This window comes from Couchioplanes caeruleus, assembly GCF_003751945.1.
GTDB lineage: Bacteria > Actinomycetota > Actinomycetes > Mycobacteriales > Micromonosporaceae > Actinoplanes > Actinoplanes caeruleus.
The window spans coordinates 2,504,274-2,528,497 of the sequence record NZ_RJKL01000001.1 but is presented as its reverse complement, the minus strand read 5'-3'; the positions used below and the strand labels follow the sequence as shown (position 1 = coordinate 2,528,497).

The following is a 24,224-nucleotide window of genomic DNA, read 5'->3' as shown; positions in this document are numbered from 1 at the left end:
GGTCGTCGGGCATCGACGGTTATGGTGCGTCGGTGGGCGCCCACGAGGCGCCCGGAAATTTCTCCGAAAGGCTCGTCATGACCCTTCCCGCAGGCGTCTCGCGGCGCAGCGTGCTCGCCGCTGCCGCCGTCGGTGCGGCCGCACCCGTCGTCGCCTCCGGCGCCGCCGACGCACACACCGGCGGCCCCCGCGCCAAGACATACGACCTGACGGTGCTCGGCACGTCCGACACCCACGGCAACGTCTACAACTGGGACTACTACAAGGATCTCGAGTACGACGACAGCGCGCACAACGACGTCGGCGTCGCCAAGCTGGCCGCGCTGGTCAACCGGATCCGCGCCGAGCGGCGGGGCAAGGCGACGCTGGTGCTCGACGCCGGCGACACGATCCAGGGCACGCCGCTGGCCACGTACTACGCGAAGCAGGAGCCGATCACCGAGACCGGCGAGCGGCACCCGATGGCGCGGGCGATGAACGTCCTGCATTACGACGCCGTCACGCTGGGCAACCACGAGTTCAACTACGGCCTGCCCCTGCTCCACCTGTGGATCCGCCAGCTCGGCTTCCCGGCGCTCGCGGCCAACGCCGTCGACGCGAAGACCGGGCGGCCTGCCTTCACCCCGTACGTGATCAAGAAGGTCTGCCCGGGCCCGGGCGCGCCGACCCTGCGCGTGGGCATCCTGGGTCTCACCAACCCGGGCGTGGCCATCTGGGACAAGGCCAACGTGGAGGGCAAGCTCGTCTTCAAGGACATGATCGAGACGGCGGCCACGTGGGTGCCGGTCATGCGTGCCCGCGGCGCCGACCTCGTGCTGATCTCCGCGCACGGCGGCGACAGCGGCACCAGCAGCTACGGTCCCGAGCTGCCGATCGAGAACCCGAGCGCGCTGATCGCCGAGCAGGTCCCGGGCATCGACGCGATCCTCTTCGGCCACGCGCACCGCGAAGTCGCGCAGCGCTTCGTGACGAACACGCAGACGGGCGCGCAGGTGCTGCTCGCCGAGCCGTCGAAGTGGGGCCAGCGGCTCACCCGGATGGACTTCACGCTGGTCCGCGAGCGCGGCCGGTGGACCATCACGGAGAAGAAGGCGGAGTCGCTCAACACCAACACCATCGCCGAGGACCCGAAGGTGCTCGCGGCGGTGCGGTCACAGCACAACAAGACCGTCGCGTACGTCAACCAGGTCGTCGCGACGTCCACCGAGGAGCTGTCCGCCGCCGAGTCGCGGCACAAGGACACGGCGATCCTCGACTACATCAACAAGGTGCAGACGGACACGGTGACCGCGGCGCTGGCCGGCACCCCGCACGCGTCGCTGCCGGTGCTGTCGATCACGGCGCCGTTCAGCCGCACGGCGGTCTTCCCGAAGGGCGACGTCAAGATCAAGGACGTGGCCGGGCTGTACATCTACGACAACACGCTCGAAGCGGTCGTGCTCACGGGCGCGGAGCTGCGGACGTACCTGGAGTTCTCGGCCCGGTACTTCGTGACGCTGCCGGTCGGCGGAACCCCGGACCCGGCGACGATCAACGACCCGGCGGTGCCCGACTACAACTACGACGTGTTCTCGGGCGTCGACTACGACATCGACATCAGCAAGCCGGTCGGCTCGCGCATCACCCGCCTCGACATCGCCGGCGCCCCGGTGGCGGCGGACGCCCGCTTCGTGGTGGCGGTGAACAACTACCGGCGCAGCGGCGGCGGCAACTTCCCGGGCATCGTGAAGGAGCAGGTCTACAACGCCCAGCAGGAGATCCGCCAGCTCCTCATCGACTGGGCCCAGGCCAAGGGCGAGATCAACCCGGCGGACTTCTTCACGCCGAACTGGCGCCTGGTCCGCGAGGGAGTCCCGGTCTTCTGACATTCGCCGGAAAACATGAGTCGTGGCGCACCCCGGCCCCCCAGGGTGCGCCACGACAAGTCCGCGGTCACTTGTCCTCGAGCGGCCTCCAGCTCCCCTGCTCGTCGGCGTTGACCAGTACCCGGCCGGTGCGCCCGTCGCTGAGCTTCAACTCGCACAGGAAGTCGCGCCGGCCGCCGGTCCAGTCGCCCGCGGCCCGGCAGTCGGCCGAGCTCGCACTGATGTTCGCCTTCTCGAGCTGCCCGTCGTGCAGCACGTTCTCCTCGAGCGCCGCGACCGTCGCACTCTCCCGCATGCTCTCGAGCAAGGGCTTACCGACGGCCAGGCCCATCACCCCCCAGAAGAAGGCGCTGACGGCCAGCACGATCCCATAGGTGACCCAGTAGGGCGCCACACTGTTGCGTCCCCGCCGGGCGTGATCCGACCGGCGGGCCGCCGAGATCGCACCGAGCACCCAGAAGAAGAACGTGAAGGCGGCCACCGGCCAGACCGCCGGCGCCTGCGCCCGCGGCGCATTCCGCATCTCCTCCGGATACGGCACCAGCAGGCCACCGACCTGCGGCACCACACCGTACGGGGTGACTACCAGCGCATCGGCCTCCTCGCCCGCGACCGGCGCGGCGGGCGGCGCGGCGTTCGGCGCGGCCCACGGGGGAGCGGTCGGGTAGGCGCTCGGCGGATAGGCGGCCTGCTGCTGCGGCGCGCGCTCCACCTCGTGCGCGACGTCGGAGTAGGCGCTCTCACCGGGGTGCTGAATGCCGGGAAAGCCCGTCGTGTCCGGAGCGCTGACGCCGGTGGCCTCCTGCTGCTCCTGATACCAGTCCGCGACCGGATAGGCGGGCTCCATCTCGCCGGGCACGGTCGGCTCGGCGTATGCGACAGGCTCCGGGTAGCCCGTCGCACCCTCCTGCGGGTAGAGCGGCGCGCCCGGCTGCGGGTATGCCGGCGTGGCCTGCTGCGGGTAACCCGCCGCATCGATCCGCGGGTATGCCGGCGCGGCGTGCTGATAGCTCGGCGTGGCCTGCTGCGCGTATGCCGGCGCGGCGTGCTGATAGCCCGGCGTGGCTTGCTGGTATCCCGGCGTGGCGTGCTGCGAGTAGCCCGGCGTGGCCTGCTGCGGATAGCCCGCGGCGGCCTGCTGCGAGTAGGCCGGTGCACCCTGCTCGGCGGAGGCTGGGGCGCTCGGCTGCGGGTATGCCGGTGAGTCCTGGGACGGGTATGCCGGCGCGGCCTGCTGCGGGTACTCCATGTGCTGGTATTCGGCCGGCGGATACTGCGCATGACCCCAGGCGAGCTGCGGGTTTTCCGCGCTCGCGGGGCCGTACGGGGTCTGCGTCGTCATCCAGGGGGCCTCTCCGGTAGCAGCTCGGGTGCAGCGCGTGCCAGGTCCCCTCCATCGGCTGCCACAATCCCGACTTGAGTACTTGGCGGAGGCCGCCCACCGGGCCGGAACGCACCGGACCCGGGCGCCCAGGGCCGGGTCGGATAGCCGAAGCCCGACACCGAAACTGCGGTGACACGGCCTCGCCGAAGCAAATCCGCAGGTAGAGGCCCTGTCGAACACGTGGCGTCCATCGGCGCGCGTGGCCCCCGCGCCGCCCCCGGCCGAGGCGTTCGTCGATCCCTTCCCGCCTTCCGCCCTTGGCGGCGGACCCTCGGCGCGGAGGATCAATCGCTACCTGTCGCCGCCGGAGCCGGTGCCCGGCACCGACGGGAGCCGGTAGGTTGCGGCCGCTTCTGTCGCAGGGGCTCGGTGAGAGCGTGGGGGTTCAGTCCGAGCGTGGGGGTTGAGCTTGAGCGTGGGCGTTCAGGTCGAGCGCGGAGGCTCAGTTCGAGGCCGGGTTTGCCCCACCGGCGCCGGCGTCGCCGCCGGCGTCGCCGCCCGAGCCGTCGCCCGAGCCGCCGCCGGTGTCGTCGGTCGTGGTGGGCTCGGGGTCCACCGGCGGTTCCGAGGGCTCCGTCGGATCGGTGACGGGCGGTTTCGTGGTCGACGTCGTCGGGACGGTCGTCGGCGGGCGGGTAGCGGTCGGCTTGGCCGTGGGCCGGGTGCTCTTGGTCGGCACGTTGGTCTGCGGCTGCGTCCCGCCCTGCTGCGGCGGGGCGACGGTGGGCTCGTCCTCCGTCGGCGAGAGCGGTTCGTCGGTCTCGTCGGCCGGTGGCGAATCGCCGGGTGCCACGGCGGGCGCGGGACCCTTCCGCTTGTTCTCGCCCGTCTCGGAGAGCCAGATGGCCGTGCCCAGGCCGCCGGCCAGCAGGAACAGGACGATCACGGTGAACAGCACGGCGAGCTGGCTCTTCGACTGCCGCCGCGGTGCCGGTGCGGCAGCCGGCGCCGCCTCCAGCAGGTTGCGCTGCACCGGCATGGTGCGGCCGGCGGCGGCCGGGCTTATCGGACGCGTCAGCGCGGTGCCGGTGAGGGACTGCCCGTCCGTGCGGGCGCCGGGCACGGCGGGACCGCTCAGCGCGGCGCCGGTCACGGCGGGCCGCACTAGTGCCGTACGGGTCAGGCTCGTGCCGGTCTGCGCCTGCCAGTCCAGACTCCCCGCGGCGGCCAGCGCGGCCTCGGCGAACTCGGCGGCGCTGGCGAACCGCGCCGCCGGCGTCTTGGCCATCGCCTTGGCGATCAGGTCGCGGACCGGCTGCGGCGCGAGGCTTTCGGGCAGCGGCTCGGGATCGTCCTCCAGGTGATGCAGCGCCACCTGCAGGGCGTTGTCGCCGTCGAACGGCGGAAAACCGGCGATGCAGTGGTACGCCACCGCGCCGAGGGCGTAGATGTCCGTCGCAGCGGTGACGTTGCCCTTCGCCACCTGCTCGGGCGCCATGTAGAGGGCGGTGCCGACGATGGCGTTGAGGCCGGTCACGCTGGTCACGGCGGCGGAGCGGGCCACGCCGAAGTCGACGAGGATCACCGCGCCGTTCGGCTTGACGATGAGGTTGCCGGGCTTCACGTCACGGTGGACGGTGCCGTTCTCGTGGGCGGCGTGCAGGGCGTCGGCGGCCTGGGCCACGATCGACATGGTCTCGGCGACACCGAGCCGGCTCTGCTGCTTGAGCCGGGCAGAGAGCGGCTCCCCGTCGACGAAGGCCATGACCAGGTAGGCGCACCGGTTCTCGTCGTCGGCGTCACCGGCGCTGTAGTCGTACACCTCGACGACGCCGGGGTGCCGGAACGCGGCCATCATCCGCGCCTCGCCGTAGAAGCGGGCGGCGAACTCCGGATCGGTGAGCATGGCGGGGCGCAGCACCTTGACGGCGATCGTCCGGCCGAGCACCACATCGGTGCCCCGCCACACGTCACCCATTCCACCGGTGGCGATGCGCTCGTCCAACCGGTAGCGATTGTCCAGGAGACTTCCCGAACTGAGCACCAGCGGACCTATCTACTCGGGTGTCGCCACAACCGGATCATGACGGCTCGACGGGGGGCTCGGGCCGCGCCCCACGATACAGATTCCTCGCTGCTCCCGGCGAGGTCGGTGCGTGGCGGAAAGTACACACCGAACGGCGTCGTCAACCCGGCGGAAAGGCCAGAATCCGGTCCGTTCCACCGCCTCTCGCAACCCACCGAACAGGGAGGGTGACTCGCCGTGGCGAGAAGGTGTGATACGACCGAAACGAAGCGGCCTGCCGCCGACCGCGAGCCGGCTCGCGCACCTCACGAGTGTGTCCGGCGTAACCGGGCAGCCCATCGGCTCAGCGATGTGATGGCCCGACCGACACACCGAGGTCAGCGGCGGGCCAGGGTTGGTCAGCGGCGGGCCGGGGTGGGTCAGCGACGGGCCAGGGGAGATCCGCGGCGGGCCGGGGCGGGTCAGCGACGAGTCAGGGGTGGGACGGTCCGTGCGGCGGCCGAGTCCGCGATGAGCTGGGACAGCCTGCGCTCCCGGGTGTCCGCTCGCTTCGCGCTGACCACCCAGTGGACCGCGGCCCGCCGGTAGGACGCCGGTCGTGTGGAGAACCATTGCCACGCCGCCTCCTCGCTGCGAAAACGTGCTTCCTGGTCGGGGTCGAGCACGGCGTCGGCCGGTTGCTCGTACGAATAGATGGCGACCTTGTCGGGTTTGCGCTCCTCGAACGCGCGGAGGCCGGCCGGATGCATCAGTCCGGCCTCGGTCAGCCTCGCGACCGTGGCGACGTTGACCGCGCTCCAGACGCTGCCCTTGCGGCGGGGCGTGAAGCGGACCTGGTAGCGGTCCTCGTCGATGCGCCGGCCGATGCTGTCGATCCATCCGAAACACAGCGCCTGGGCGATGGCCTCGGTGTGGGTGACGGTAGGGCGGCCGGTGTGCTTCTTGTAGTAGCCGACCAGGAGCTCGGGCTCGTCGGCGTGGTGGCGTGCGAACCAGGCGCGTAACTCTGCCTCGGACGCGAAGAACACGGGTTCCATGCGGTGGACCCTAGGCCCGGGGTACGACAGAACCGGCCCCGCGGCTCAGCCCGGCAGGGCCGGCACCGGAACCGACGGCGGGCCTGCCCGGGGGAGCGGGCGGGGCTGCCGAGGTGCGGGTCTGCCGGTGACCGCCGGGCGGCAAAGGGCTCCGTCCGGCGGTCACCGGCCGGGGCCTCAGCTCCCGTACGTGGGCGTCGCGACGATGGCGGTCTCGGCCATCTCGAGCTGCTCGTTCTCGGCCCGGCGCTCGGCCGCGGCCCGGGCGGTCGCCGCCGCGGTCCAGCCCAGGGCCGCGCCGAGCAGGCTGGCACCGAGGATCAGGCCCCAGGGCAGACCGGGCTTGCGGCCCGCGAGGGCGTCGGCGGCCCGGTGCGCCCGGATCCAGGCCTCGTCGGTCACCGCGTTCATCCGGGCACCGGCCTTGCCTGTCAGCTTCTGGCTCCGCTTGGACGCCCTGCCCGCGAGCTTGTGGCTCCGCTTGGACGCCCGGCCCGCCAGTTCATGGCCGTGCCTCGACGCCTTGCCGGCCTGCTTCGATGCCTTTCCGGCCAGTTCGGCGGCTTTCGCGCCCGCGAAGTCCGCGGTGGTCCTTCCGGCGTCTCTGGCGCTCTCGCCGGCCGACGCCATGGCCGACGACAGGTAGTCCCAGGCCTCGGCGGCGGTGCGCTCGGCCGTGCTCTTGCGGGAGAACATCGTCTCTACCTCCTGCGATCGCCGAATCCGGCGCTCGGTCACTGCCCTGGGAGGTGCCCAGCCCGGACGGCGCGCAAACGTGCCGTGAACAGCAGTGGTCCGTCGGGTGTGGACGGCCCTGGGACCGATAACCGGTAGACCTCACTGGGTACGCTTGGTGCGGTTCCACGGGTGGCACACAGCCACCTGTCAGGTTTGAGCACTACTGTTCGGTGCAGTTTCACCGAACCCCACGGGGGTAGTTAACGCCGCCCCCGGCGAGGAGACTCCGCAGTTCAGTGGAGCCCCTCGTGCGAGGAGATGACGCCCGGGGCATCCCGGGTGGGTGGAGGTAATGGCGTGACGTTGTCGATAGCGACGTCGATGAGGTCCACCGGAGTGGTGGAGGTCTCGCCCCAGGGTGAGATCGACGTCGAGAACGCGTACGAGATCAAGGACGCCGTGGCGCAGCAGTTGGCCGCGGGCACGGCGCAACGCATCGAGCTCGACATGCATGGCGTCACCTTCATCGACTCCGTGGGCATCTCCGCCCTCGTGGCGGCATTCCAGCTCGCCAGCGTGAGCGGTGTGAAGCTGGTCGTCACCCGTCCGAGCCGGTTCGCTCACCGGCAGTTGTGGGTGACGGGTCTGCTGGGACTCTTCGGCGCGCCGGAGCCGTGCACGGGTTGCGGGGATCCCGCCCACCGCCCGATGGTCTCCGGCGCCTGAGAAGCTGGCGTCTCCGGCGCCTGAAAAGGCCGGCGTCTCCGGCACTGGGTGATACCGGCCGGGCTGTATATGGCCGGCGTCGCCGGGGCCGGGTGATGCCGGCCGGGATCTAGAAGGCCGGGGTCTGGACGACGATGTTCTCCAGATTGATCTTCACGTCCGTGGCCTCCCCGGGCGCCCTGATCGGCGTCACCACCGCGTACCCCTCGGCCAGCGCCGCCAGGTCGGTGCCCGGTTCGAGCGGTTCGTCCGCCGCCTGGACCGCCGTGCGGACGAAGCCCTCGCCCGCTTCCGCGATGCTCATCTGCACCTGGCCGAAGCGGGCCAGGCGGGCCCGGCGCAGGCCCCGGATGCCGTCGACGTGCAGGTCCGGCACGTTCACGTTCAGCACGGTGCCCGTCGGCGTGTGGGTCAGCGTCGGGAGGAGCTTCACCGCGAGCTCCGCCGCGCTGCCCCAGTGGCGCTTCTCGTCGTCCGCCTTGTCCAGGTCGGCGATCGCCTGACCACCGCTGGCCGCCGTGCCGTTGGAGGGGGAGAGGACGTCCAGGGAGACCGCCAGCCCGTGCAGTCCGGCGTGCGAGGCCGTCAGGGTCGCGCCGACCGTGCCCGAGTGGACCACCGCCGCGCCCGCGTTGGCGCCGCGGTTGATGCCCGAGAGCACCACGTCGGGGTGCGGGCCGAAGGCGCCGCGCAGGGCCAGCAGGACGATGAAGGCGGGCGAGGCCGCTACCCCGTACGCGGGGACGTTCTTGACCCCAGGCAGCTCGCGGGGCTCCACGCAGATCTGGCCGTTCTTCTCGACCGCGGTCATGGCCGCGCTGGTGCCGCTCGCCTCGGTCATCGGCGCGGCCACCACCACGTCGAAGCCCTGGCGCGCCGTGGCCCGGGCCAGCCATCGGATGCCGGGGGCGTCGATGCCGTCGTCGTTGGTGATCAGGATGCGTGGCGTCATGCGGTGCCCCCCTGGCATGCCCTCCTGGCCGTGACGGCCGCTGACTGCGAGCGTGGTCGGGGTCTGGTGCAGTCGGTCATGCTGTGTCCTCCTGGCATGCCCTCCTGGCCCTCACGGTCGCGGCCGTCGGCGACGGACGCCGGTGGGGTTCGGTGCAGTCGGTCATGCGGGCACCTTCGCGTCGACGGGTGTCAGCCGCACCCGCTCGGTGAGCACCTGGACGGCGTCGATGCGGCCCGTCCCGAGTCCGTGGCGGGTGACGTTGAGGGCGCCGGCGGCGGCGCCCGTACGGACAGCGTCACACAGCGTTCCGCCCTGTGCCAGTACAGCGGCCACTCCCGCGGTCATCGAGTCACCCGCGCCGCGAGACTCGGCGGCCACCATCCGGGGCATGTCGACTTCGTAGATCGTGTCCTCGATCAAGGCCAGCGCACCCTGGTCGGCGCGCGACACCAGGGCCACCTCGGCGCCGTCGTCGTGCAGCTTGTACAGGGCCTTGGTGATGGACTCGGTCGAGTCGTCGGGGATCAGGCCGTCGCGCAGGAGTTCCTCGTGGCTGACCTTGACCACGTGCGGGCGCGCCTCCAGGGCGGCCGTCAGGTGGGCGTCGGAGAGGTCGATGATCACCTTGCAGCCATTGGCTCCGAGGTCGGTGGCGAGGCGCCGGTAGACCTCCGCGGGTACGACGGACGGATGCGCCGGCCCGCTGAGCACGGCGATGCCCGCCCGCAGGCCCTCGGCCAGCGCGAGACTGTAGAGCTCGTCCATCTCGTGGCGGGACAGCGGCTGACCGGGGTCCTCGGCGAGCTCCTGGCGCTTGCCGCTGCGGCGGTCGTGCACATACCAGCCCGTACCCGACTCGCGCTTTATGGTCTTGAGCGTGACACCGTGGAACTTGAGCAGCGGCTCCAGCACCCGGCCGACCTCGCCGCCGGCGGCCGCGCAGAGAGTGACCTGGGCACCCAGCAAGGTGATCATCCGGGCCTGCCAGACGCCCTGGCCGCCGGGATGCACGTGCAGCTCGGGTTTGTCGTGCTGCTGCTCGATGGTCACGGTGAGCTGGGGCGCAGGCACGAACACCATGACCCCTTTGTTACCCATGCGCACAGTCTTACGTCATTGGCCAGGAGTGTGGGCCTGATCCGGAATTTACGGCCCGCCGACGGCGATCATGCACAGCCTCGGTCCGCGGGGGAGAAGCGCGCCTCAGCGGGGTGCGACTTCGGTGAGTTCGCGCAGCGCGGTGATCAGGTCGGGACGGCCGCGCAGCAGGTCCTCGAGGCGGACGCGCCACTTGCCGGCCTCGACGTCGGTGGTGAAGCGGTCGCTGTCGCTGCTCTCCGCCGAGCACGACAGGAGGCGCTGGCGCGTGTTGGCCAGTTCGCCGTACATGTCCGCGCCGAGGCGGCTGAGGACGCGGCCGGAGAAGGCCTCGTGGTCCGGCCCGCCGGCCGCCCGGACGAAGGCGCGGGCGGCGTCCCAGGCGACCCGCGCATGGTGGATGACCGGCTGACCCATGACGCCCCTCCGCTGTCCGCTAATCACCCAGTGTAGGAAGGGTCACCAGCCTGCGGGGGTGCAGGAGCGGCCGTCGGCACCGACCGGCTCCACCTGCAGCGTCGCGTGGTCGATGTGGAAGTCGTGGTGCAGGGCCTCGCGGGCGGAGGCGAGCACCGTGCCGAGCTCGGCGGCCGGCTCCAGGCTCAGGTGCGCCGAGGCGACGTCCATGCCGGAGGTCAGCGTCCAGACGTGCAGGTCGTGGACGTCGGAGACGCCGGGCACGGCGGCGAGCCGGTCGCGGACCCGGGTCATGTCGAGATGCTTCGGGGCGGCCTGGACCAGGATGCGCACCGCCGAGCGGCCGAGGGCGAACGTGCGCGGCAGGATCATCAGGGCGACGACGACGGCGACGATCGGGTCGGCGTAGGACCAGCCGGTGATCGCGATGACGCCGGCCGCGACGATCACGCCCGCGGAGCCGAGCAGGTCGCCGATCACCTCCAGGTAGGCGCCGCGCACGTTGAGGCTCTCCTGTGCGCCCGAGCGCAGCAGCGCGAAGGCGACGAGGTTGACCACCAGGCCGCCGGTGGCCACGATCAGCATCGGGCCGGCGGGGACGTGCGGCGGCTCGCTGAAGCGCCGGACCGCCTCGACCAGCACGAAGATCGCGACGCCGGTGAGCAGGAGGGCGTTCGCCAGCGCGGCGAGGACCTCGAGACGATAGAGCCCGAACGTACGCCGGGAGTCGGTGCGCGCGCGGCCGGCGGCGTGGATCGCCGCGAGGGCCATGGCGATGCCGAGGACGTCGGTGAACATGTGACCCGCGTCGGAGAGCAGCGCGAGCGAGCCGGTGAGCAGCGCGGTGACCGCCTCCACGGCCATGAAGCCGGCCAGCAGCCCCGCGGCCCACCAGAGCCGCGGCCGATGCCGCTCGCCGGCGCGCAGTGCCTGACCTCCGTGGTCGTGCCCGGCTCCCATGAGCCCACCTTCCGTCGCGGCGTCCAGCCCTCGCCAATATATGTTCACATCGCTATGTATGCAACTTGAACCTGATTGTCATCCCGGCGGTATGCAATCGACGACAACCGACCCCGTGTGGAGGGATGACACCCGTGTCCAGACTCGCCCTCGCGATCGTTGCCCTGACCACCCTCGCGGTCACCGCCGCGCCGTCCGCACCCGCATCCGCGGTGCCCGCCGGCACCCATCACTCTGGAGGCCCGACCGCCTCCCACGGTGGTTTCGCACCGGACGTCATCCGTCTGCCGGACGGTTTCCAGCCCGAGGGCATCGCCATCGGCAAGCTCCCGTACGCCTACTTCGGCTCACGGGTGGACGGCGACATCTATCGCGCGAGCCTGCTGACCGGCCGCGCAAAGGTGATCAGCCAGGGTCCCGGCACCCCGTCGCTCGGCCTCAAGCTCGACGGCCGCGGCCGGCTCTTCGTCGCCGGTGGCCGCGGCGGCGACGCGCGCGTGCTGACCGCCTCGGGCCGGGTGCTCAGGTCCTACACCCTCCAGACGGACCCAGCCTTCATCAACGACGTCGTGCTGACCGGGCGCGCCGCGTGGTACACCGACTCCGCCAACCCGGTGCTGTTCAAGCTTCCGCTGGGCCGGCACGGCGCGCCGCCGTCGCAGGCCGTACGCGTGCCGATCAGCGGCGACATGGTCTACACCACCGGCAACAACGCCAACGGCATCACGGCCACGCCGGACGGCCGGGGCCTGATCGTCGTCCAGTCCAACACCGGCAAGCTCTTCCGGACCACGTACGCGGGCGTCACCACCGAGATCGACCTGGGCGGCGAGTCGGTGGAGTTCGGCGACGGCATGTGGCTGCGTGGCAGGACCCTCTACGTCGTGCAGAACCGCCTCCACACGATCACGAAGATCGAACTCGACAAGCGAGCCACCAAGGGTACGGTCGTCAGCCGCACGACCAGCCCGAAGTTCGACGTACCGACGACGATCGCGGAGTACGGCAAGCGCTTCTACCTGCCGAACGCCCGCTTCACCACCGAGCCGACCCCGACCACGCCCTACACGGCCGTCGCGATCCGTCGCCCGTGACGGGTTCATCCACTCACGCGGAATGAAGGTCCGGGGATCCGCCCATGAGGCGCCAGGCCAATGGATCTCCGGGCCCGGCCTCGGCGGGAGCGACGGTCAGCACCACGCACGGACCTACGACATCAAGATCTTGATGGTGATCGTCCGGTGTCCCAGCGCGCCGTGCCGATCGTCGTGAGCCGCTGCGTGGCGCGCGACAGGGCGACATAGAGCGTGCGCACCCCACTGGCGTCCGTGGCGATCTCGGCCGGTTCCACCAGCACCACGGCGTCGTACTCCATGCCCTTGGCCTCGAGCGCGGTCACCACCCGCACCCGTTCCGGCAGCCCGGCCACCCACGCCGCCATCTCGTCGCGGCGCGGTACCGGCGTGATCACGCCGATGGTGCCGTCGACGTCGGCCACATGCTTCTCCGTCGCATGCCGGACCACGTCCGGCAGATCCGCCGCGGCGACGATCTGATCGATCGGTTCCACGCCCGTGCTGCGCACCGCCCGGGGCAGCGGCAGATCCGGCATGATCGTGCGGATCACCCCGGCCGCGACCGCGAAGATCTCCGACGAGTTGCGATAATTCGTGGTCAGCGCGTAGGTGTTGCGCTTGCGGGAGCCCAGGGCCCGGTCGCGGGCGCGGTCCAGCTCCGCGACATCGCCCGGCCAGGCCGTCTGGGCCGGGTCGCCGACGATCGTCCAGGACGCGTACGCGCCGCGCCGGCCGATCATCCGCCACTGCAGCGGGGACACGTCCTGCGCCTCGTCCACCACCACGTGCGCATAGTCGCGGTAGTCCTCCTCGCGGCGCACGGCCTGCGCGCGGGCGGCGGCCTGGCGGTCGGCGTACGTGCTGACCTCCTGCACCCCATCGCGCACGTGGAACGGGTTCTTGGTCTTCTGCTGCGGCTTGCGGGGGCGCCCCATCAGCTCGTCGAGCTCGTCGAGCAGCGCCACGTCGGCGATCGTGGGGCCGTGCTCGGCGAGACCGTCGAACGACCCCTGCAACAGCGCGATCTCTTCCTTCGACAACAGGCCGTTCCCGTACGCCCGCAGCCGGCCCGGATCGGCCAGCCACCGCAGCACCCGCATCGGGGTGAACCGGGGCCACCACGCGCGCAGGAAGTCCCGGAAGTCGGCGCGGTCGGCCAGCTCCGACTCGAACTCCCGCTTCTCGGGCAGGTTGCGGATCGTCTGGCGGGCCTGCGCCCACAGCGCGTCGAAGATCCGGTCGAAGCCGTGGCCGCGGACCTCGTTACGGCGGGCGCCGCGGGGCAGCGCCTTGCGCCGGATCCGGTCCAGCTCGGCCGCGTCCAGGCGTAGCAGCGTGCCGTGGTAGAGCAGGCGCAGCTCGGTGGGGCCGCCTGGCACCGCGTCGTGCGAGGCTCGTTCGAGCACCCGGCGCATCCGCAACGAACCCTTGACCGCCGCGACCGCCGTCGGATCGACCCGGCCGGTGTCGTAGCCCGGCACCAGGGAGCCGAGCGAGCGCAGCGTCGCGGTCTCCTCGCCGAGCGACGGCAACACCGTGGCGATGTAGTCGACGAAGACGCCGGACGGCCCGACCACGAGGATCCCGCCGCCGGCGAAGCGGCTGCGGTCGGAATACAACAGGTACGCGGCGCGGTGCAGCGCGACCGCGGTCTTGCCCGTACCCGGCCCGCCGGTCACGATCGTCACGCCGGACGCGGGGGAGCGGATCGCCTCGTCCTGTTCGCGCTGGATGGTGGCGACGATGTCGCGCATGCCGCGGCCGGTGGCCTTGGAGAGGCTGGCCAGCAGCGCGCCGTCGCCGACCACCCGCAGGTCCGCCGGCGCCGCCTCCGGGTCGAGCAGGTCGTCCTCGATGCCGGTGACCCGCTCCCGCGTCGACTGGATCATCCGGCGCCGGACCACCCCCTGTGGATCGGCGGGTGTGGCCCGGTAGAAGGCGGCGGCGGCCGGCGCACGCCAGTCGACCACCAGGGACTGCGAGTCCTCGTCGCGGATGCCCATCCGGCCCACGTAGTGCACCGCTCCGCGCTTCATGTCGGGGGCCTTCATGTCGAGGCGCCCGAAGACCAGGCCTTCGTACTCCGTGTCGAGGGCGTGCCGGCGCCGCGCCGCGTGGAAGACCATCGCGTCGCGTTCGACCAGGGCGCCGAACGTGCCGACCCCGGCGAGCTGGTAGCCCTCCTTCTCGGCGCGGGTCGCCTCCCGGCGGAGCTCGGCGAGGCGGGCGTACACCCGGTCGACGTGCTTCTGCTCGACGGCGATCTCCTGCTGCAGGACGTGGGCGTCGCTCAAGTCGGTCATGCTCCCCGCTTGTGGATCAGACTGGCTGCCGCCCCACGTCCAGACGGCGAAGGGGGCAATCGAACTTACTCCTGCCCGTACGCGCAGTCGACGGCGGCACGCCCGTCGACGCGCCTGGCGGCTTCTCCCCATACTGCCCGGCGTACGGGCGGGCATCCGGCGTTCAGGCGTGCGCGTCGTGGACCAGCAGGGCGATCTGGACCCGGTTGTTGAGGTCGAGCCGGGTGAGGATCCGTGACACGTGCGTCTTCACCGTGGGCAGGGCAAGGTGCAGTTCCCGCGCGATTTCGGCGTTGGAGTGGCCACGGCCGACCGCCAGGGCCACCTCCCGCTCCCGCTCGCCCAGCAACGCCAGGCGTGCTCGGGCGGTAGCGGCCCGGGCTTCCTTGCCGGAGCCGCCCGTCACATGCTCGATGAGCCGGCGGGCGACGGCGGGCGAAAGCACCGGATCCCCGACGGATGCGGTCCGGATGGCGGCGACGATGTCCTGCGGCGACGTGTCCTTCAGCAAGAACCCGGCAGCCCCGGCGCGCAGCGCGCCGAGAACGTGCGCGTCGGTGTGGAAGGTGGTGAGGACCAGCACCTCCGGAGCGCCGGAACGGGCCCGAAGGGTCTCGGTGGCGGTCAGCCCGTCGACGCCCGGCATCCGGATGTCCATGAGCACCAGATCGGGCCGGTGCGTGGTGACCAGCGCGGGCACCTGCGCTCCGTCGGCGGCCTCCGCGACGATCTCGATGTCGGGAGCGCCGCCGAGCATCAGGCGCAGCCCTGCCCGCACGATCGCATCGTCGTCGACGAGCAGGACGCGGATCACTCCCGTCACCTCTTCCTCATCCCTCGGCTACGGCCTCCATGGGCCACGGCGTCATTCACCGGCCACGGCCTTATCCACGGGTCACGGCGGGTGCGGCGTCCGCTGCCGGCCAGGGTAGCCAGGCGCGGACCCGGAACCCGCCGTCGATGGGGCCCACGCTCAGGTCGCCGCCGGCCAGCCGCACCCGTTCGGCCAGCCCGATCAGTCCCTGCCCGCCGCCTGCGCCGAGGCCTGTGTCCGGGACCGGCCCGAGCGGCGTCGCGTTGCGGACCTCCACGGTCAGTCTGTCCGCGGGGCTCCCGCTCACCCGTACCGCGACGGCCGCGCCGGGGGCATGCTTGCGGGCGTTGGTCAGCGCTTCCTGCACGATCCGGTAGGCGGTGCGCCCCACCAGGGGCGGCGCCGGCTCGTCCGGCGGACCGATCAGCTCGATCCGGCCGCCCGTCGCCCGGGCCTCCGCCACGAGCCGGGTCACGTCCGCAAGGGTCGGCTGCGGACGCTCGCCGTCCGCGGGCGCCGCGCGAAGCACGCCGATGACGTCGGCCAGGTCGCTCAGCGCCGAATGGGCGCTCTCCCGGATCACCCCGGCGGCCCTCGCGATCTCCTCCCGGGGCGCCTGCAGGTTGAACTCCAGGGCCCCGGCATGCACGCTCAGCAGCGACAGCCGATGCCCGAGCACGTCGTGCATCTCACGGGCGATCTCCTCTCGTGCCTCCCGCCGCGCCCGCTCGGCCCGCAACTCGGCGTCGGCCTCCGCGAGTTCCGCGCGTGCCCGCAGCGACGCGATGAGCTGCTGCCGGGAGCGCCGGAACAGTCCCCATCCGACTGCTCCGGCAATCAGCGCGAAGTACGTCAGCGCCGAGCCGGCCCGGCCTCCGGGCAGCTCCGCAAGCCGCCACAGGAAGACGGGCAGCGGCGCGAAGGCCAGCGCCGTCACCCACGCCGTGGTCCGCCACGGCCTGGTCGCGGCCACCGTGAACACCGCCACCATCGCCGGACCGGTCAGGTAGTGTGCCCGGGCGCCCGCCACCAGCAGCACCACCGCCAGCGGCACCGGCCACCGCCGGCGCAGCAGCACCGCCGCGCACCCCAGGCCGCCGACCACCTGATCGGCGGCCCGCCACAGGGGACTGACGTCCTGCGCAACCGGCACGGACTGCGAGCTCACGGCCGCGAAGCAGGCGGCGAACAGGAACAGCCCGAGGTCAGCGGCCCGGTCCCGGCGGGTGCGGTGGATGCGGCGCATGCCGGCAATCTACGAGCGTCCCGCTCACCGCCGAACATCCCGGCCGCGACGAGATACTTAAGTACGACCGCTGGCCACGCATGGCCAACTTCGGTCACAGTCCGTCAGACCCAAGCCCGATCCGCCGCCCGGCACCGCCGGCCTACCGTCGCCTCATGAGTACGAAGACCTCGAAGTCTCCCTTGGCCGCCCTCACGGGTCTGCTCTGTTTCGTCCTGGTCGTCGGCGGCACGAGCGGCCTGCTTCACGAGTGGCTCGGCTGGGTCCGGTTCATGGGTTTCGTGCGTTTTCTCGTCCCTGACGGCTACGAGATCTACAGCTACGTCGTCATGATCGTCCTCGGCATCGCGGTGGGCATGGCCGGCGACGCGGTCACCCGGCGAGGCGGCCGATGAACCACGAGCTACAGGACCGGGCCGGCAGCGTCGCACCGGAGGTGCAGGAACTCCCGTCCCGTCGGCGACCATGCCTTCGTCGAGGTCCCCCACAGCCCGACGGTGATCGGCCCCGGCCGGTCGCCGTGTTACGGGCCTTCGGTCCGGCCGGGTGCGGTGTTACGCGGCCTGGTCGTAGCCTTCTCGGCGGGCCCGGATGCCGCGGCCGCGACGCTGCGCGCGGGTGCTCCGGGCCGCCTTGGCGACGACGGCGGTCAGCGCCGCGGTGACCTCGGCCGGGCGTTCCATCATCAGCATGTGCCCCGCGCCCTCGCAGACGGTCAGCTCGGTGCCGGTCAGGGCCTCGGCGATCGACTCCGCACAGGCGGGCGGGGTCAGCCGGTCCTTGTCGCCGACCAGGGCCGCCGCGGGTACGTCACCCAGCGCGGCGAGCGTGTGCAGGCGCTGCTGGGCACCGACCGAAGCCCGGAAGCCGCCGATCGACCGCAGCGAAGCCCGGCCGACCGCGGACATGGTCAGCGCGAGGTCTCCCGGCTCGTGCTCGTCGCCGAAGAGCAGCCAGCGCACCCCCGGCCGCAGGGCGGGCAGCACGGCCCGGTGCGGACGCCACGCGCCGAGCCGGGCGAGAAGGCCGGCGCCGGTCTGCTCCGCCGCCCGCAGGAACGGGGTCAACGGCGTCGGCAGGCCGTAACAGGTGTGAGTGGCGCCCTCGGCGGTGGTGGAGACGAACAGCAACCCGGCGATGCGCTCGGCGAACTCCTGCGGGTACGAGTCCGCGTACTCCATGATCGTCATACCGCCCAGCGAGTGCCCGGCCAGGACGACCGGGCCGGCTGGGGCATACGCGTCGATCACCTCCGCCAGGTCGTCGCCGAGCTGCCGCAGCGTGGCCGAGCACCGGCGGGTCGTGCTGGACCGGCCGTGCCCGCGCGCGTCATACGAGATCACTCTGGTGTTCGTGCCCTCGAGGGCACGGATCTGGTAGTGCCACGTGCGCCGGTCCAGGCACCATCCGTGCAGGAAGACGACGGTCACCGGTGCGTCGGCCGGACCGGACGTCTCGACGTGCAGCCGTACGCCGTCGGCGAGGGTGAACTCCGAGCGCTCGAGCATGGGCACCTCCGTGTATCGCACGGCCCCGTTGTACCCACGGGTAACAATCATCACGCGTCGAGACGAAAATTGCCACCGGACGACGAACTTGTTTCGTGTATCTGACAGGTGGGTGTCCCGCGAAAACGTGATGTGCCTCGCAGCGTCTGCTCGACGGCGGCTATTCGTAGAGAATCGGTGTCATGTCGGGTCCTACACCTGCCTCTACCCCCGTGCCGCCGACCGCTGACGACTCTTCGGTGGTCGTGCCCGCCGTGCTGGACGATGTTTCGACCGCCATAGGAGATGCTTCGGGCGTGATGGACAATGTTGCGTCCCCGTTGACCGGCTCCACGGCCACGACCGACGCCGCGCCGGTTTCGCCCCCTGTGTCAGCTTCGCACCCACTGCCAGTTTCGCCCACAGTGCCGGTTTCGCCGGCAATGCCGGCTTTGCCTGCGGTATCGGTACCACCGGCGGTGCCGGTGTCGCCTGCGGTGTCGGTGTCGCCGGCCGTGGGTGGCGGCCCTGCCGGACTCCCGGCGGCGCACTCGCCGCGTGGGCGGGCCGATTCGCCCGAGCCGACGCCGGCTCGGATCACGCGTCCCGCCGATGCGCTGGCGGAGCTGATCGCCGGCAACCGCCGCTTCGTGTCCGGCCGCCCGGAGCACGGTCATGACGTGGCCGCCGCCGCGGCCGCCTCCGGAGGCCAGCTTCCGCACGCGGTCGTGATCGGCTGCATCGACTCCCGGGTCCCGCTCGAGGCGATCTTCGACCAGACCTTCGGCTCGATCTGCGTGATCCGCTCCGGAGCCCACGTCGTCGACCGTGCGGTGCTGGGCTCCATCGGCTTCGCGGTCTCCGCCCTGAAGGTGCCGCTGATCATGGTCCTCGGCCACGTCCGCTGCGGCGCCGTGGATGCGACCGTCAACGCCCTGCGCACCGGCACCCGACCGGACGGCGACGTCGGCTACCTGGTGGACGAGATCTCCCCGGCGGTCCGCGGCATAGGCCTCGACGACCCCGACGTCGCGGCGAAGGCGATGCGCGCACACGTCGCCCGCACCGTACGTCGCATCCGACACGTGGCAGGCATCCAGGAATCGGTGGCGGCGGGCACGGTGAGCATCGCGGGAGGGGTCTACGACCTCGACACCGGCTGGGTCGACCTCCTGACCTGAGCCCAGCGCGTCCCAGTTCCGCCCGGGCCGGCTCGGCCTGGCTCGGCCGAGCCCCACGCAGCGCGGTGCGATATCGCTCAGCGCGGTGCGATGTCGCTCAGCGCGGTGCGATGTCGCTCAGCGCGGTGCGATGTCGCTCAGCGCGGTGCGATGTCTCTGAGCGCGGTGCGGGGTGGCGGCACCACGCCGCCGTGCTCCCCGGTCGGCAGCCCAGGTCTGCGCGCCGAGGCCGGGCAGTCCAGTCCGGCGCTGCCTGGCGGCCCGCAGGTAGGCGAGCGACTCCCGGGCGACCGTGGGTGCCGCATGGGAGTGCCGGAACAGCTTTGAAATGCCAAAAGGCGCTCCCGGGCTTCATGCCCGGGAGCGCCTGAAAGCCTGTGCGGTCGAGCCCTCGGCGAGAGGCTCGATCCTCGAGGAAGGGATCAGCCCTCGAAGACGCCCGCGTCGACGAGGCGCTTCTCGGTGGCGGCCCAGCCGTGCTCCGGGAAGTTCTGCTCGTAGCTCTGCAGCTCCGCGCGGATCTTGGCGCCGTGGCCCGCCGCGGCGAGGATGCGGATCTCCTCGACGAAGGCGTCCGAGTCGGTCTTGAGGTGCGCGGTCTTGCCGTTGGTCAGGTTGCGCACGTAAGCGAACCGGCCGTTCGCCAGCGGGATGAGGTACTTGAACTCACCGAGCACGCTGAGGGCGCCACCCTGGCCTGCCTGGCCGGCGCGGACGGATGCGCGGGCGGTCTTTGAGGTGTTGCTCGCCACGGCGGTACTCCTTGGGAAAGAACGGGTGTCGGCATAAAACGCCGGAGTAATCCTACACGACCGTCGCTGGGCCGCACCGCGGGAGCGGGCTGGTCCGTTAGGTCAGGTGTGCCACTACGGCCATTCACATGTCGATATTGCGGTTTCTCTGGCGCACCATCCGTACCACCCGGCATCATGGAGCACGATCAACCGCGGTCGAGGTCGTAGGGGAAGACGCACCTCGGTCTCCGGGAGGTCACCGTGCCAACGTGTGGCGTCGTATACGTCCACTCGACCCCACTCGCCGTGTGCCAGCACGTCGAGTGGGCGATCGCGCGCGTCCTGACCGCGCCGGTCACCTTGCACTGGACTGCGCAGCCGGTCGATCCCGGCATGCGGCGGTCCGAGTGCGGCTGGACCGGAAGGCCCGGCACTGGCGCTGAGCTGGCTGCTGCCCTCCGGCAGTGGCCCATGATCCGTTTCGAGGTCACCGAGGAGCCGAGCCCCGGCATGGACGGGGAACGCTTCATGCACGTCCCGGGCCGCGGCCTGTTCCGCGGCACGATCGGCGCCTCCGGCGACATCCAGATCGGCGAGGACCGCCTCCGCGCGATCATGGCCTCGGCGCGCGCTCCGGAGGCGTTGTCGCACGCCCTGGACAAGGCGCTGGGCACCGCATGGGACGCCGAACTGGAGCCCTACCGCTACGCCGGCGACGGCGCCCCGGTCACCCTCCTCACCCGCGTCGGCTGATCCGCGGCCGCCCCGGCGGCACACGACGGCCGGAGGCGGGCCCACGGCGGCGCCGTGAACATGCGGCCGGCGGACAGGGCGCGGAGAAACGCCGGGAAGCGTAGAAACGCCGGGAAGCTCGAGGCGGCAGGAACGCGAGTGGTCGCCCGGAAACGCCGGGAAGGACCCGGAAACGCCGGGAGATGCCGGGGCGGCGGGAGGGCTACCGGCCCGGCAGGAACCGCCGTCCGCGACGTAGGGTGGGCGACGGCCGGACCGTGTGGCCGGTTTGTCGATGTCCGGGCGGAGCTGGTCCAATGGCGGGCGTGAATAGGGCGTTTCGCGTTGCTGTGGCCGTACCCGTCGGATTGGTGCTGGCCGCCTGCGGCAGTGACTCGCCCTCCCCGCCGCAAGCCGGCACCGCCGCGGCGTCCGCACCCGCCGCCGCATCCGCCTCCGCGCGCGCGCCCGCCAGCGTGGCGTCCGTCGCCGATCCCGCCCTTCGCGCGCGGGAGGCGGTCAAGACGATGAGCGACGTCCAGCTCGCGGGCCAGGTGCTGATGCCCTATGCGTACGGGGACAAGGCCGACCGGGTGGATGCCGCGGCCACCGCCGGCAACCAGCGCCTGGCCGGGGTGGACACCCCCGCCCAGATGATCGCGAAGTTCCATCTCGGCGGCCTGATCCTCGTCGGGTTCGTGCCCGACGATCCGACCGGTGCCACCAATCCGGCGACCAATGTCGACACGCCGCAACAGGTGCGGGCGCTCACCGACGGCCTGCAGGCGGCAGCGCGGGATCAGCCCGGGGCAGTGCCGCTGCTGATCGGCACGGACCAGGAGTTCGGGGTGGTTACCCGGATCAGGACCCGCACCACGCAGTTGCCGTCGGCGATGGCGTTCGGGGCCGCCGGCCGTCCCGATCTCACGGAGGCCGCCTGGCGTGCCGCCGGCACGGAGCTCGCCGCGATGGGTGTCAACCTCGACTTTGCCCCGGTCGCCGACACCCTGGGACCCGCGGGCAGTTCGGTCATCGGCTCGCGCGCGTACGGCGCCGATCCGGTCGCCAACGGTGCGCAGGTGGGGGCCGCCGTGCGGGGTCTGCGGGCGGCCGGGGTGTCCGCCACCCTGAAGCACTTTCCGGGGCATGGCCACACCACCGGCGACAGTCACGACGAGCTTCCGGTCGTGGGGCAGAGCGCGGCGGCGTGGGAGAAGGCGGACCGTCCGCCGTTCGATGCGGGCATCGCCGCGGGGGCGGATGTGGTCATGTCCGGCCATCTGGACGTGAAGGGTCTCGACAAGGGCGTCGCGGCGACGTTCTCGCGCAAGATCATGACGGATGTGCTGCGCGGCCGGCTCGGGTTCGGCGGGGTGGCGATCACCGATGCGATGAACATGGCGCCGGCGATGAAGCTGCCGCCCGGCGTGGCGGCGGTGCGGGCCCTCAACGCGGGCAATGACATTCTGCTCATGCCGCCCGACATCGCCGCCGCGCGTGACGGCATCCTGGCGGCCGTGCGCAGCGGGGACCTCAAGCGGGAGCGGCTGGTCGAGGCGGTCACCCGCATTCTCACGCTCAAGTTCCGCACCGGCCCGGCCCAGCCCGCGCTGTCCGTCCTGGAGTCGCCCGGGCATCTGCGGGCGGTCGCGGAGCTGAACGCCGCGGCGGTCACCGTCCTCAAGGGGCGCTGCTCCGGGCCGCTGGTCAGCGGCCCGGTCACCGTCACCGCCTCCGGCGGCCGGGAGAGCTCGCGGGCCGCGCTCGCCGACGCGTTGCGGCAGGCCGGCGTCCCGGTCCAGGCCGTGGGTGGCAAGGTCGTGCACCTCGTCGGGTACGGCGACAGCGCCGCGGATCTGAGCGTCGGGGCGGCCGTCACGGTGGTGATGGACACTCCGTACCTGCTGGCCGCGGCGCGCTCGCCGGTGCTCATGGCCACGTACTCGTCGAGCCGGGCGTCGCTGACCGCGCTGGCGGCGGTGATCGCCGGCAAGGCGAAGGCGCCGGGCCGGTCGCCGGTCGCGGTGAAGGGCCTGCCCCGCAGCGCCTGCGGATAGGAACCGTCGAACAGGCCGCATGGAAAAGGGGCGCCCCCAGCGGGCGCCCCTTCACCGGTGTTTCGTCAGAGCGGGATGTTGCCGTGCGCACCGCGGGCGGCCGGGGCCGCGGCCAGCGCCTCCGCCACCCGGCGGCGGGTCTCCTCCGGCTTGATGACGTCGTCCACGACGCCGATCTCCAGCGCCCGGTTGACGCCGCCCGCCGTGGTGATCTGCTCCTGGATGAGCCGCTCGCGCAGCGCGTCGCGCTCCTCGTGCGGTGCCGCCGCCAGCTTCTTGCGGTGCAGGATGTTCACGGCCGCGCTCGCGCCCATGACCGCCACCTCGGCGTTCGGCCAGGCGAAGACCGCGGTCGCGCCGAGCGAGCGCGAGTTCATCGCGATGTACGCGCCGCCGTACGCCTTGCGGGTCACCAGCGTGACCCGCGGGACGACGGCCTCGGCGAACGCGTGCAGCAGCTTCGCGCCGCGGCGCACGACGCCGTCCCACTCCTGGCCCAGACCGGGCAGGTAGCCGGGCACGTCGACCAGCACGATCAGCGGCACGCCGAGCGAGTCGCACATCCGCACGAACCGGGCCGCCTTCTCGGCGCTGGACGCGTCGAGGCAGCCGCCGAGGCGCAGCGGGTTGTTGGCGATGACGCCGACCGTACGACCGGCGAACCGGCCCAAGGTCGTGACGACGTTCGGCGCCCACTTGCCGTGCAGTTCCACGCCCGGCTCGTCGAGCAGCGCCTTGACCACGGGCTTCACGTCGTACGCCCGGTTGGCCTCGGCCGGCATCGCGGCACCCAGGTCGTGGTCTTCCTCGGCGCCCTCGGGGACGTCGGCGGGGGTGAGCCGGCCCTGGTGGCCGAGCAGCACGGTGAGCTTGCGCGCCTGGTCGAGGGCGGCGGCGTCGTCCTTGGTGGTGATGTGCACGACGCCGGAGCGGCGGCCATGCGGCTCCGGACCGCCGAGCCGTTCCATGTCGACCTGCTCGCCGGTGACGCTGCGGACCACCTCGGGACCGGTCACGAAGATCCGGCCGCCCTTGCTCATGATCACGATGTCGGTCAGCGCCGGGCCGTACGCGGCGCCGCCGGCCGCCGGGCCGAGCACCACGGAGATCTGCGGTACGCGCCCGGAGGCCCGCACCATCGCCGCGAACACCTGGCCGACGCCGTCGAGGGCGACCACACCCTCGGCGAGGCGGGCGCCGCCGGAGTGCCAGAGGCCGAGCACCGGCACCCGCTCGCGGACCGCGGTGTCGATGGCGTCGACGACGTGCCGGCAGCCCTCCATGCCCATCGCGCCGCCCTGGCGGGTGGCGTCGGTGGCGAAGGCGATCGCCGGCGTGCCGTCGACCTCGCCGCGTGCGTACAGCACACCCGAGTCGTCCTTGGGCGCGAGCAGGCGCAGGGAGCCGCTGTCGAAGAGCGCGCGCAGGCGCGCCTCCGGATCGCGGTGGTCGACGACGGCCGCGTCGGCCGAGGTTGAGGTGGTGGTCACGGCGTTCTCCAAGCTGGG

At 71.9% G+C, this 24,224-nt stretch carries 21 protein-coding genes; 7 read left to right on the top strand and 14 right to left on the bottom strand.

Features of this window, described 5'->3' with window-relative positions; genetic code table 11:
* Positions 1-77: 77 nt before the first annotated feature.
* Positions 78-1,865 (top strand): bifunctional metallophosphatase/5'-nucleotidase, encoded by a 1,788-nt coding sequence (locus EDD30_RS11080; protein ID WP_071803578.1) that lies wholly within the window; start codon positions 78-80, stop codon positions 1,863-1,865.
* 67 nt (positions 1,866-1,932) lie between these two features.
* Here the strand turns inward: EDD30_RS11080 and EDD30_RS11075 are convergent, their stop codons facing one another.
* The 4 genes from EDD30_RS11075 to EDD30_RS11060 all read right to left on the bottom strand — a co-directional run bounded on the left by EDD30_RS11075 (position 1,933) and on the right by EDD30_RS11060 (position 6,948).
* Positions 1,933-3,207 carry a chromosomal replication initiator protein DnaA gene (locus tag EDD30_RS11075; protein WP_071803577.1) on the bottom strand — a complete coding sequence of 425 codons (1,275 nt, stop codon included), beginning with the start codon at positions 3,205-3,207 and terminating at the stop codon, positions 1,933-1,935.
* Between the two features lie 484 nt (positions 3,208-3,691).
* Positions 3,692-5,233: a serine/threonine-protein kinase gene (locus EDD30_RS11070; RefSeq protein ID WP_071803576.1), complete on the bottom strand. Its 1,542-nt coding sequence runs from the start codon at positions 5,231-5,233 to the stop codon at positions 3,692-3,694.
* 443 nt (positions 5,234-5,676) lie between these two features.
* On the bottom strand, positions 5,677-6,252 hold the full coding sequence (locus EDD30_RS11065) for a YdeI/OmpD-associated family protein (RefSeq protein ID WP_071803575.1): 576 nt from the start codon (positions 6,250-6,252) through the stop codon (positions 5,677-5,679).
* A gap of 177 nt (positions 6,253-6,429) precedes the next feature.
* Positions 6,430-6,948, bottom strand: coding sequence for a hypothetical protein (locus tag EDD30_RS11060; RefSeq protein WP_071803574.1), 519 nt, complete (start codon positions 6,946-6,948; stop codon positions 6,430-6,432).
* A 339-nt stretch (positions 6,949-7,287) separates the two neighbouring features.
* On the opposite strand from EDD30_RS11060, the gene EDD30_RS11055 reads away from it, so the two are divergent.
* Positions 7,288-7,656, top strand: coding sequence for an STAS domain-containing protein (locus tag EDD30_RS11055; protein WP_071803573.1), 369 nt, complete (start codon positions 7,288-7,290; stop codon positions 7,654-7,656).
* A 109-nt stretch (positions 7,657-7,765) separates the two neighbouring features.
* Here EDD30_RS11055 and surE read toward each other — a convergent pair whose 3' ends face one another.
* The 4 genes from surE to EDD30_RS11035 all read right to left on the bottom strand — a co-directional run bounded on the left by surE (position 7,766) and on the right by EDD30_RS11035 (position 11,086).
* Positions 7,766-8,608 carry a 5'/3'-nucleotidase SurE gene (surE, locus tag EDD30_RS11050; protein WP_071803572.1) on the bottom strand — a complete coding sequence of 281 codons (843 nt, stop codon included), beginning with the start codon at positions 8,606-8,608 and terminating at the stop codon, positions 7,766-7,768.
* Positions 8,609-8,770: 162 nt separating this feature from the next.
* Complete coding sequence (locus EDD30_RS11045) at positions 8,771-9,709, bottom strand: 1-phosphofructokinase family hexose kinase (protein WP_244945200.1); 939 nt, start codon at positions 9,707-9,709, stop codon at positions 8,771-8,773.
* 105 nt (positions 9,710-9,814) lie between these two features.
* Positions 9,815-10,126: a hypothetical protein gene (locus tag EDD30_RS11040; protein WP_071803570.1), complete on the bottom strand. Its 312-nt coding sequence runs from the start codon at positions 10,124-10,126 to the stop codon at positions 9,815-9,817.
* 42 nt (positions 10,127-10,168) lie between these two features.
* The gene (locus tag EDD30_RS11035; RefSeq protein ID WP_071803569.1) at positions 10,169-11,086 is read right to left on the bottom strand and encodes a cation diffusion facilitator family transporter; all 918 of its coding nucleotides are present in this window, start codon (positions 11,084-11,086) and stop codon (positions 10,169-10,171) included.
* Positions 11,087-11,220: 134 nt separating this feature from the next.
* Between EDD30_RS11035 and EDD30_RS11030 the strand changes: the two genes are divergently transcribed.
* Positions 11,221-12,180, top strand: a complete 960-nt coding sequence (locus EDD30_RS11030; protein WP_244945199.1) for an SMP-30/gluconolactonase/LRE family protein — start codon at positions 11,221-11,223, stop codon at positions 12,178-12,180.
* Between the two features lie 122 nt (positions 12,181-12,302).
* On the opposite strand, the gene EDD30_RS11025 is transcribed toward EDD30_RS11030, so the two are convergent.
* From EDD30_RS11025 to EDD30_RS11015, 3 genes are all read right to left on the bottom strand, one after another.
* Complete coding sequence (locus tag EDD30_RS11025; protein ID WP_071803585.1) at positions 12,303-14,456, bottom strand: HelD family protein; 2,154 nt, start codon at positions 14,454-14,456, stop codon at positions 12,303-12,305.
* 172 nt (positions 14,457-14,628) lie between these two features.
* Positions 14,629-15,288 carry a response regulator transcription factor gene (locus tag EDD30_RS11020; protein ID WP_244945198.1) on the bottom strand — a complete coding sequence of 220 codons (660 nt, stop codon included), beginning with the start codon at positions 15,286-15,288 and terminating at the stop codon, positions 14,629-14,631.
* A 61-nt stretch (positions 15,289-15,349) separates the two neighbouring features.
* Entirely contained in the window at positions 15,350-16,525 is a 1,176-nt protein-coding gene (locus EDD30_RS11015) for a sensor histidine kinase (protein WP_071803566.1), read from the bottom strand.
* A 155-nt stretch (positions 16,526-16,680) separates the two neighbouring features.
* On the opposite strand from EDD30_RS11015, the gene EDD30_RS11010 reads away from it, so the two are divergent.
* Positions 16,681-16,920: a hypothetical protein gene (locus EDD30_RS11010; protein WP_071803565.1), complete on the top strand. Its 240-nt coding sequence runs from the start codon at positions 16,681-16,683 to the stop codon at positions 16,918-16,920.
* 159 nt (positions 16,921-17,079) lie between these two features.
* Here the strand turns inward: EDD30_RS11010 and EDD30_RS11005 are convergent, their stop codons facing one another.
* Entirely contained in the window at positions 17,080-18,033 is a 954-nt protein-coding gene (locus EDD30_RS11005; RefSeq protein ID WP_071803564.1) for an alpha/beta fold hydrolase, read from the bottom strand.
* Between the two features lie 575 nt (positions 18,034-18,608).
* Between EDD30_RS11005 and EDD30_RS11000 the strand changes: the two genes are divergently transcribed.
* Positions 18,609-19,193 carry a carbonic anhydrase gene (locus tag EDD30_RS11000; RefSeq protein ID WP_071803584.1) on the top strand — a complete coding sequence of 195 codons (585 nt, stop codon included), beginning with the start codon at positions 18,609-18,611 and terminating at the stop codon, positions 19,191-19,193.
* Between the two features lie 422 nt (positions 19,194-19,615).
* On the opposite strand, the gene EDD30_RS10995 is transcribed toward EDD30_RS11000, so the two are convergent.
* Positions 19,616-19,945, bottom strand: coding sequence for a hypothetical protein (locus tag EDD30_RS10995; protein WP_071803563.1), 330 nt, complete (start codon positions 19,943-19,945; stop codon positions 19,616-19,618).
* A 243-nt stretch (positions 19,946-20,188) separates the two neighbouring features.
* On the opposite strand from EDD30_RS10995, the gene EDD30_RS10990 reads away from it, so the two are divergent.
* The gene (locus tag EDD30_RS10990) at positions 20,189-20,680 is read left to right on the top strand and encodes a DUF3145 domain-containing protein (RefSeq protein ID WP_071803562.1); all 492 of its coding nucleotides are present in this window, start codon (positions 20,189-20,191) and stop codon (positions 20,678-20,680) included.
* A gap of 296 nt (positions 20,681-20,976) precedes the next feature.
* Complete coding sequence (locus EDD30_RS10985) at positions 20,977-22,716, top strand: glycoside hydrolase family 3 protein (RefSeq protein WP_071803561.1); 1,740 nt, start codon at positions 20,977-20,979, stop codon at positions 22,714-22,716.
* A 65-nt stretch (positions 22,717-22,781) separates the two neighbouring features.
* Here EDD30_RS10985 and EDD30_RS10980 read toward each other — a convergent pair whose 3' ends face one another.
* Positions 22,782-24,206 (bottom strand): acyl-CoA carboxylase subunit beta, encoded by a 1,425-nt coding sequence (locus tag EDD30_RS10980; protein ID WP_071803560.1) that lies wholly within the window; start codon positions 24,204-24,206, stop codon positions 22,782-22,784.
* Positions 24,207-24,224 lie beyond the last annotated feature (18 nt).

Excerpts from the sequence above, each read along its gene's own strand:
- EDD30_RS11005 (WP_071803564.1), bottom strand. The coding sequence starts at position 18,033 with ATGCTCGAGCGCTCGGAGTTCACCCTCGCCGACGGCGTACGGCTGCAC.
- EDD30_RS11065 (WP_071803575.1), bottom strand. The coding sequence starts at position 6,252 with ATGGAACCCGTGTTCTTCGCGTCCGAGGCAGAGTTACGCGCCTGGTTC.
- EDD30_RS11080 (WP_071803578.1), top strand. The coding sequence starts at position 78 with ATGACCCTTCCCGCAGGCGTCTCGCGGCGCAGCGTGCTCGCCGCTGCC.
- EDD30_RS11010 (WP_071803565.1), top strand. The coding sequence starts at position 16,681 with ATGAGTACGAAGACCTCGAAGTCTCCCTTGGCCGCCCTCACGGGTCTG.
- EDD30_RS11045 (WP_244945200.1), bottom strand. The coding sequence starts at position 9,709 with ATGGGTAACAAAGGGGTCATGGTGTTCGTGCCTGCGCCCCAGCTCACC.
- EDD30_RS11015 (WP_071803566.1), bottom strand. The coding sequence starts at position 16,525 with ATGCGCCGCATCCACCGCACCCGCCGGGACCGGGCCGCTGACCTCGGG.
- EDD30_RS11040 (WP_071803570.1), bottom strand. The coding sequence starts at position 10,126 with ATGGGTCAGCCGGTCATCCACCATGCGCGGGTCGCCTGGGACGCCGCC.
- surE (WP_071803572.1), bottom strand. The coding sequence starts at position 8,608 with ATGACGCCACGCATCCTGATCACCAACGACGACGGCATCGACGCCCCC.
- EDD30_RS11035 (WP_071803569.1), bottom strand. The coding sequence starts at position 11,086 with ATGGGAGCCGGGCACGACCACGGAGGTCAGGCACTGCGCGCCGGCGAG.
- EDD30_RS10985 (WP_071803561.1), top strand. The coding sequence starts at position 20,977 with ATGGCGGGCGTGAATAGGGCGTTTCGCGTTGCTGTGGCCGTACCCGTC.
- EDD30_RS11075 (WP_071803577.1), bottom strand. The coding sequence starts at position 3,207 with ATGACGACGCAGACCCCGTACGGCCCCGCGAGCGCGGAAAACCCGCAG.
- EDD30_RS11060 (WP_071803574.1), bottom strand. The coding sequence starts at position 6,948 with ATGTTCTCCCGCAAGAGCACGGCCGAGCGCACCGCCGCCGAGGCCTGG.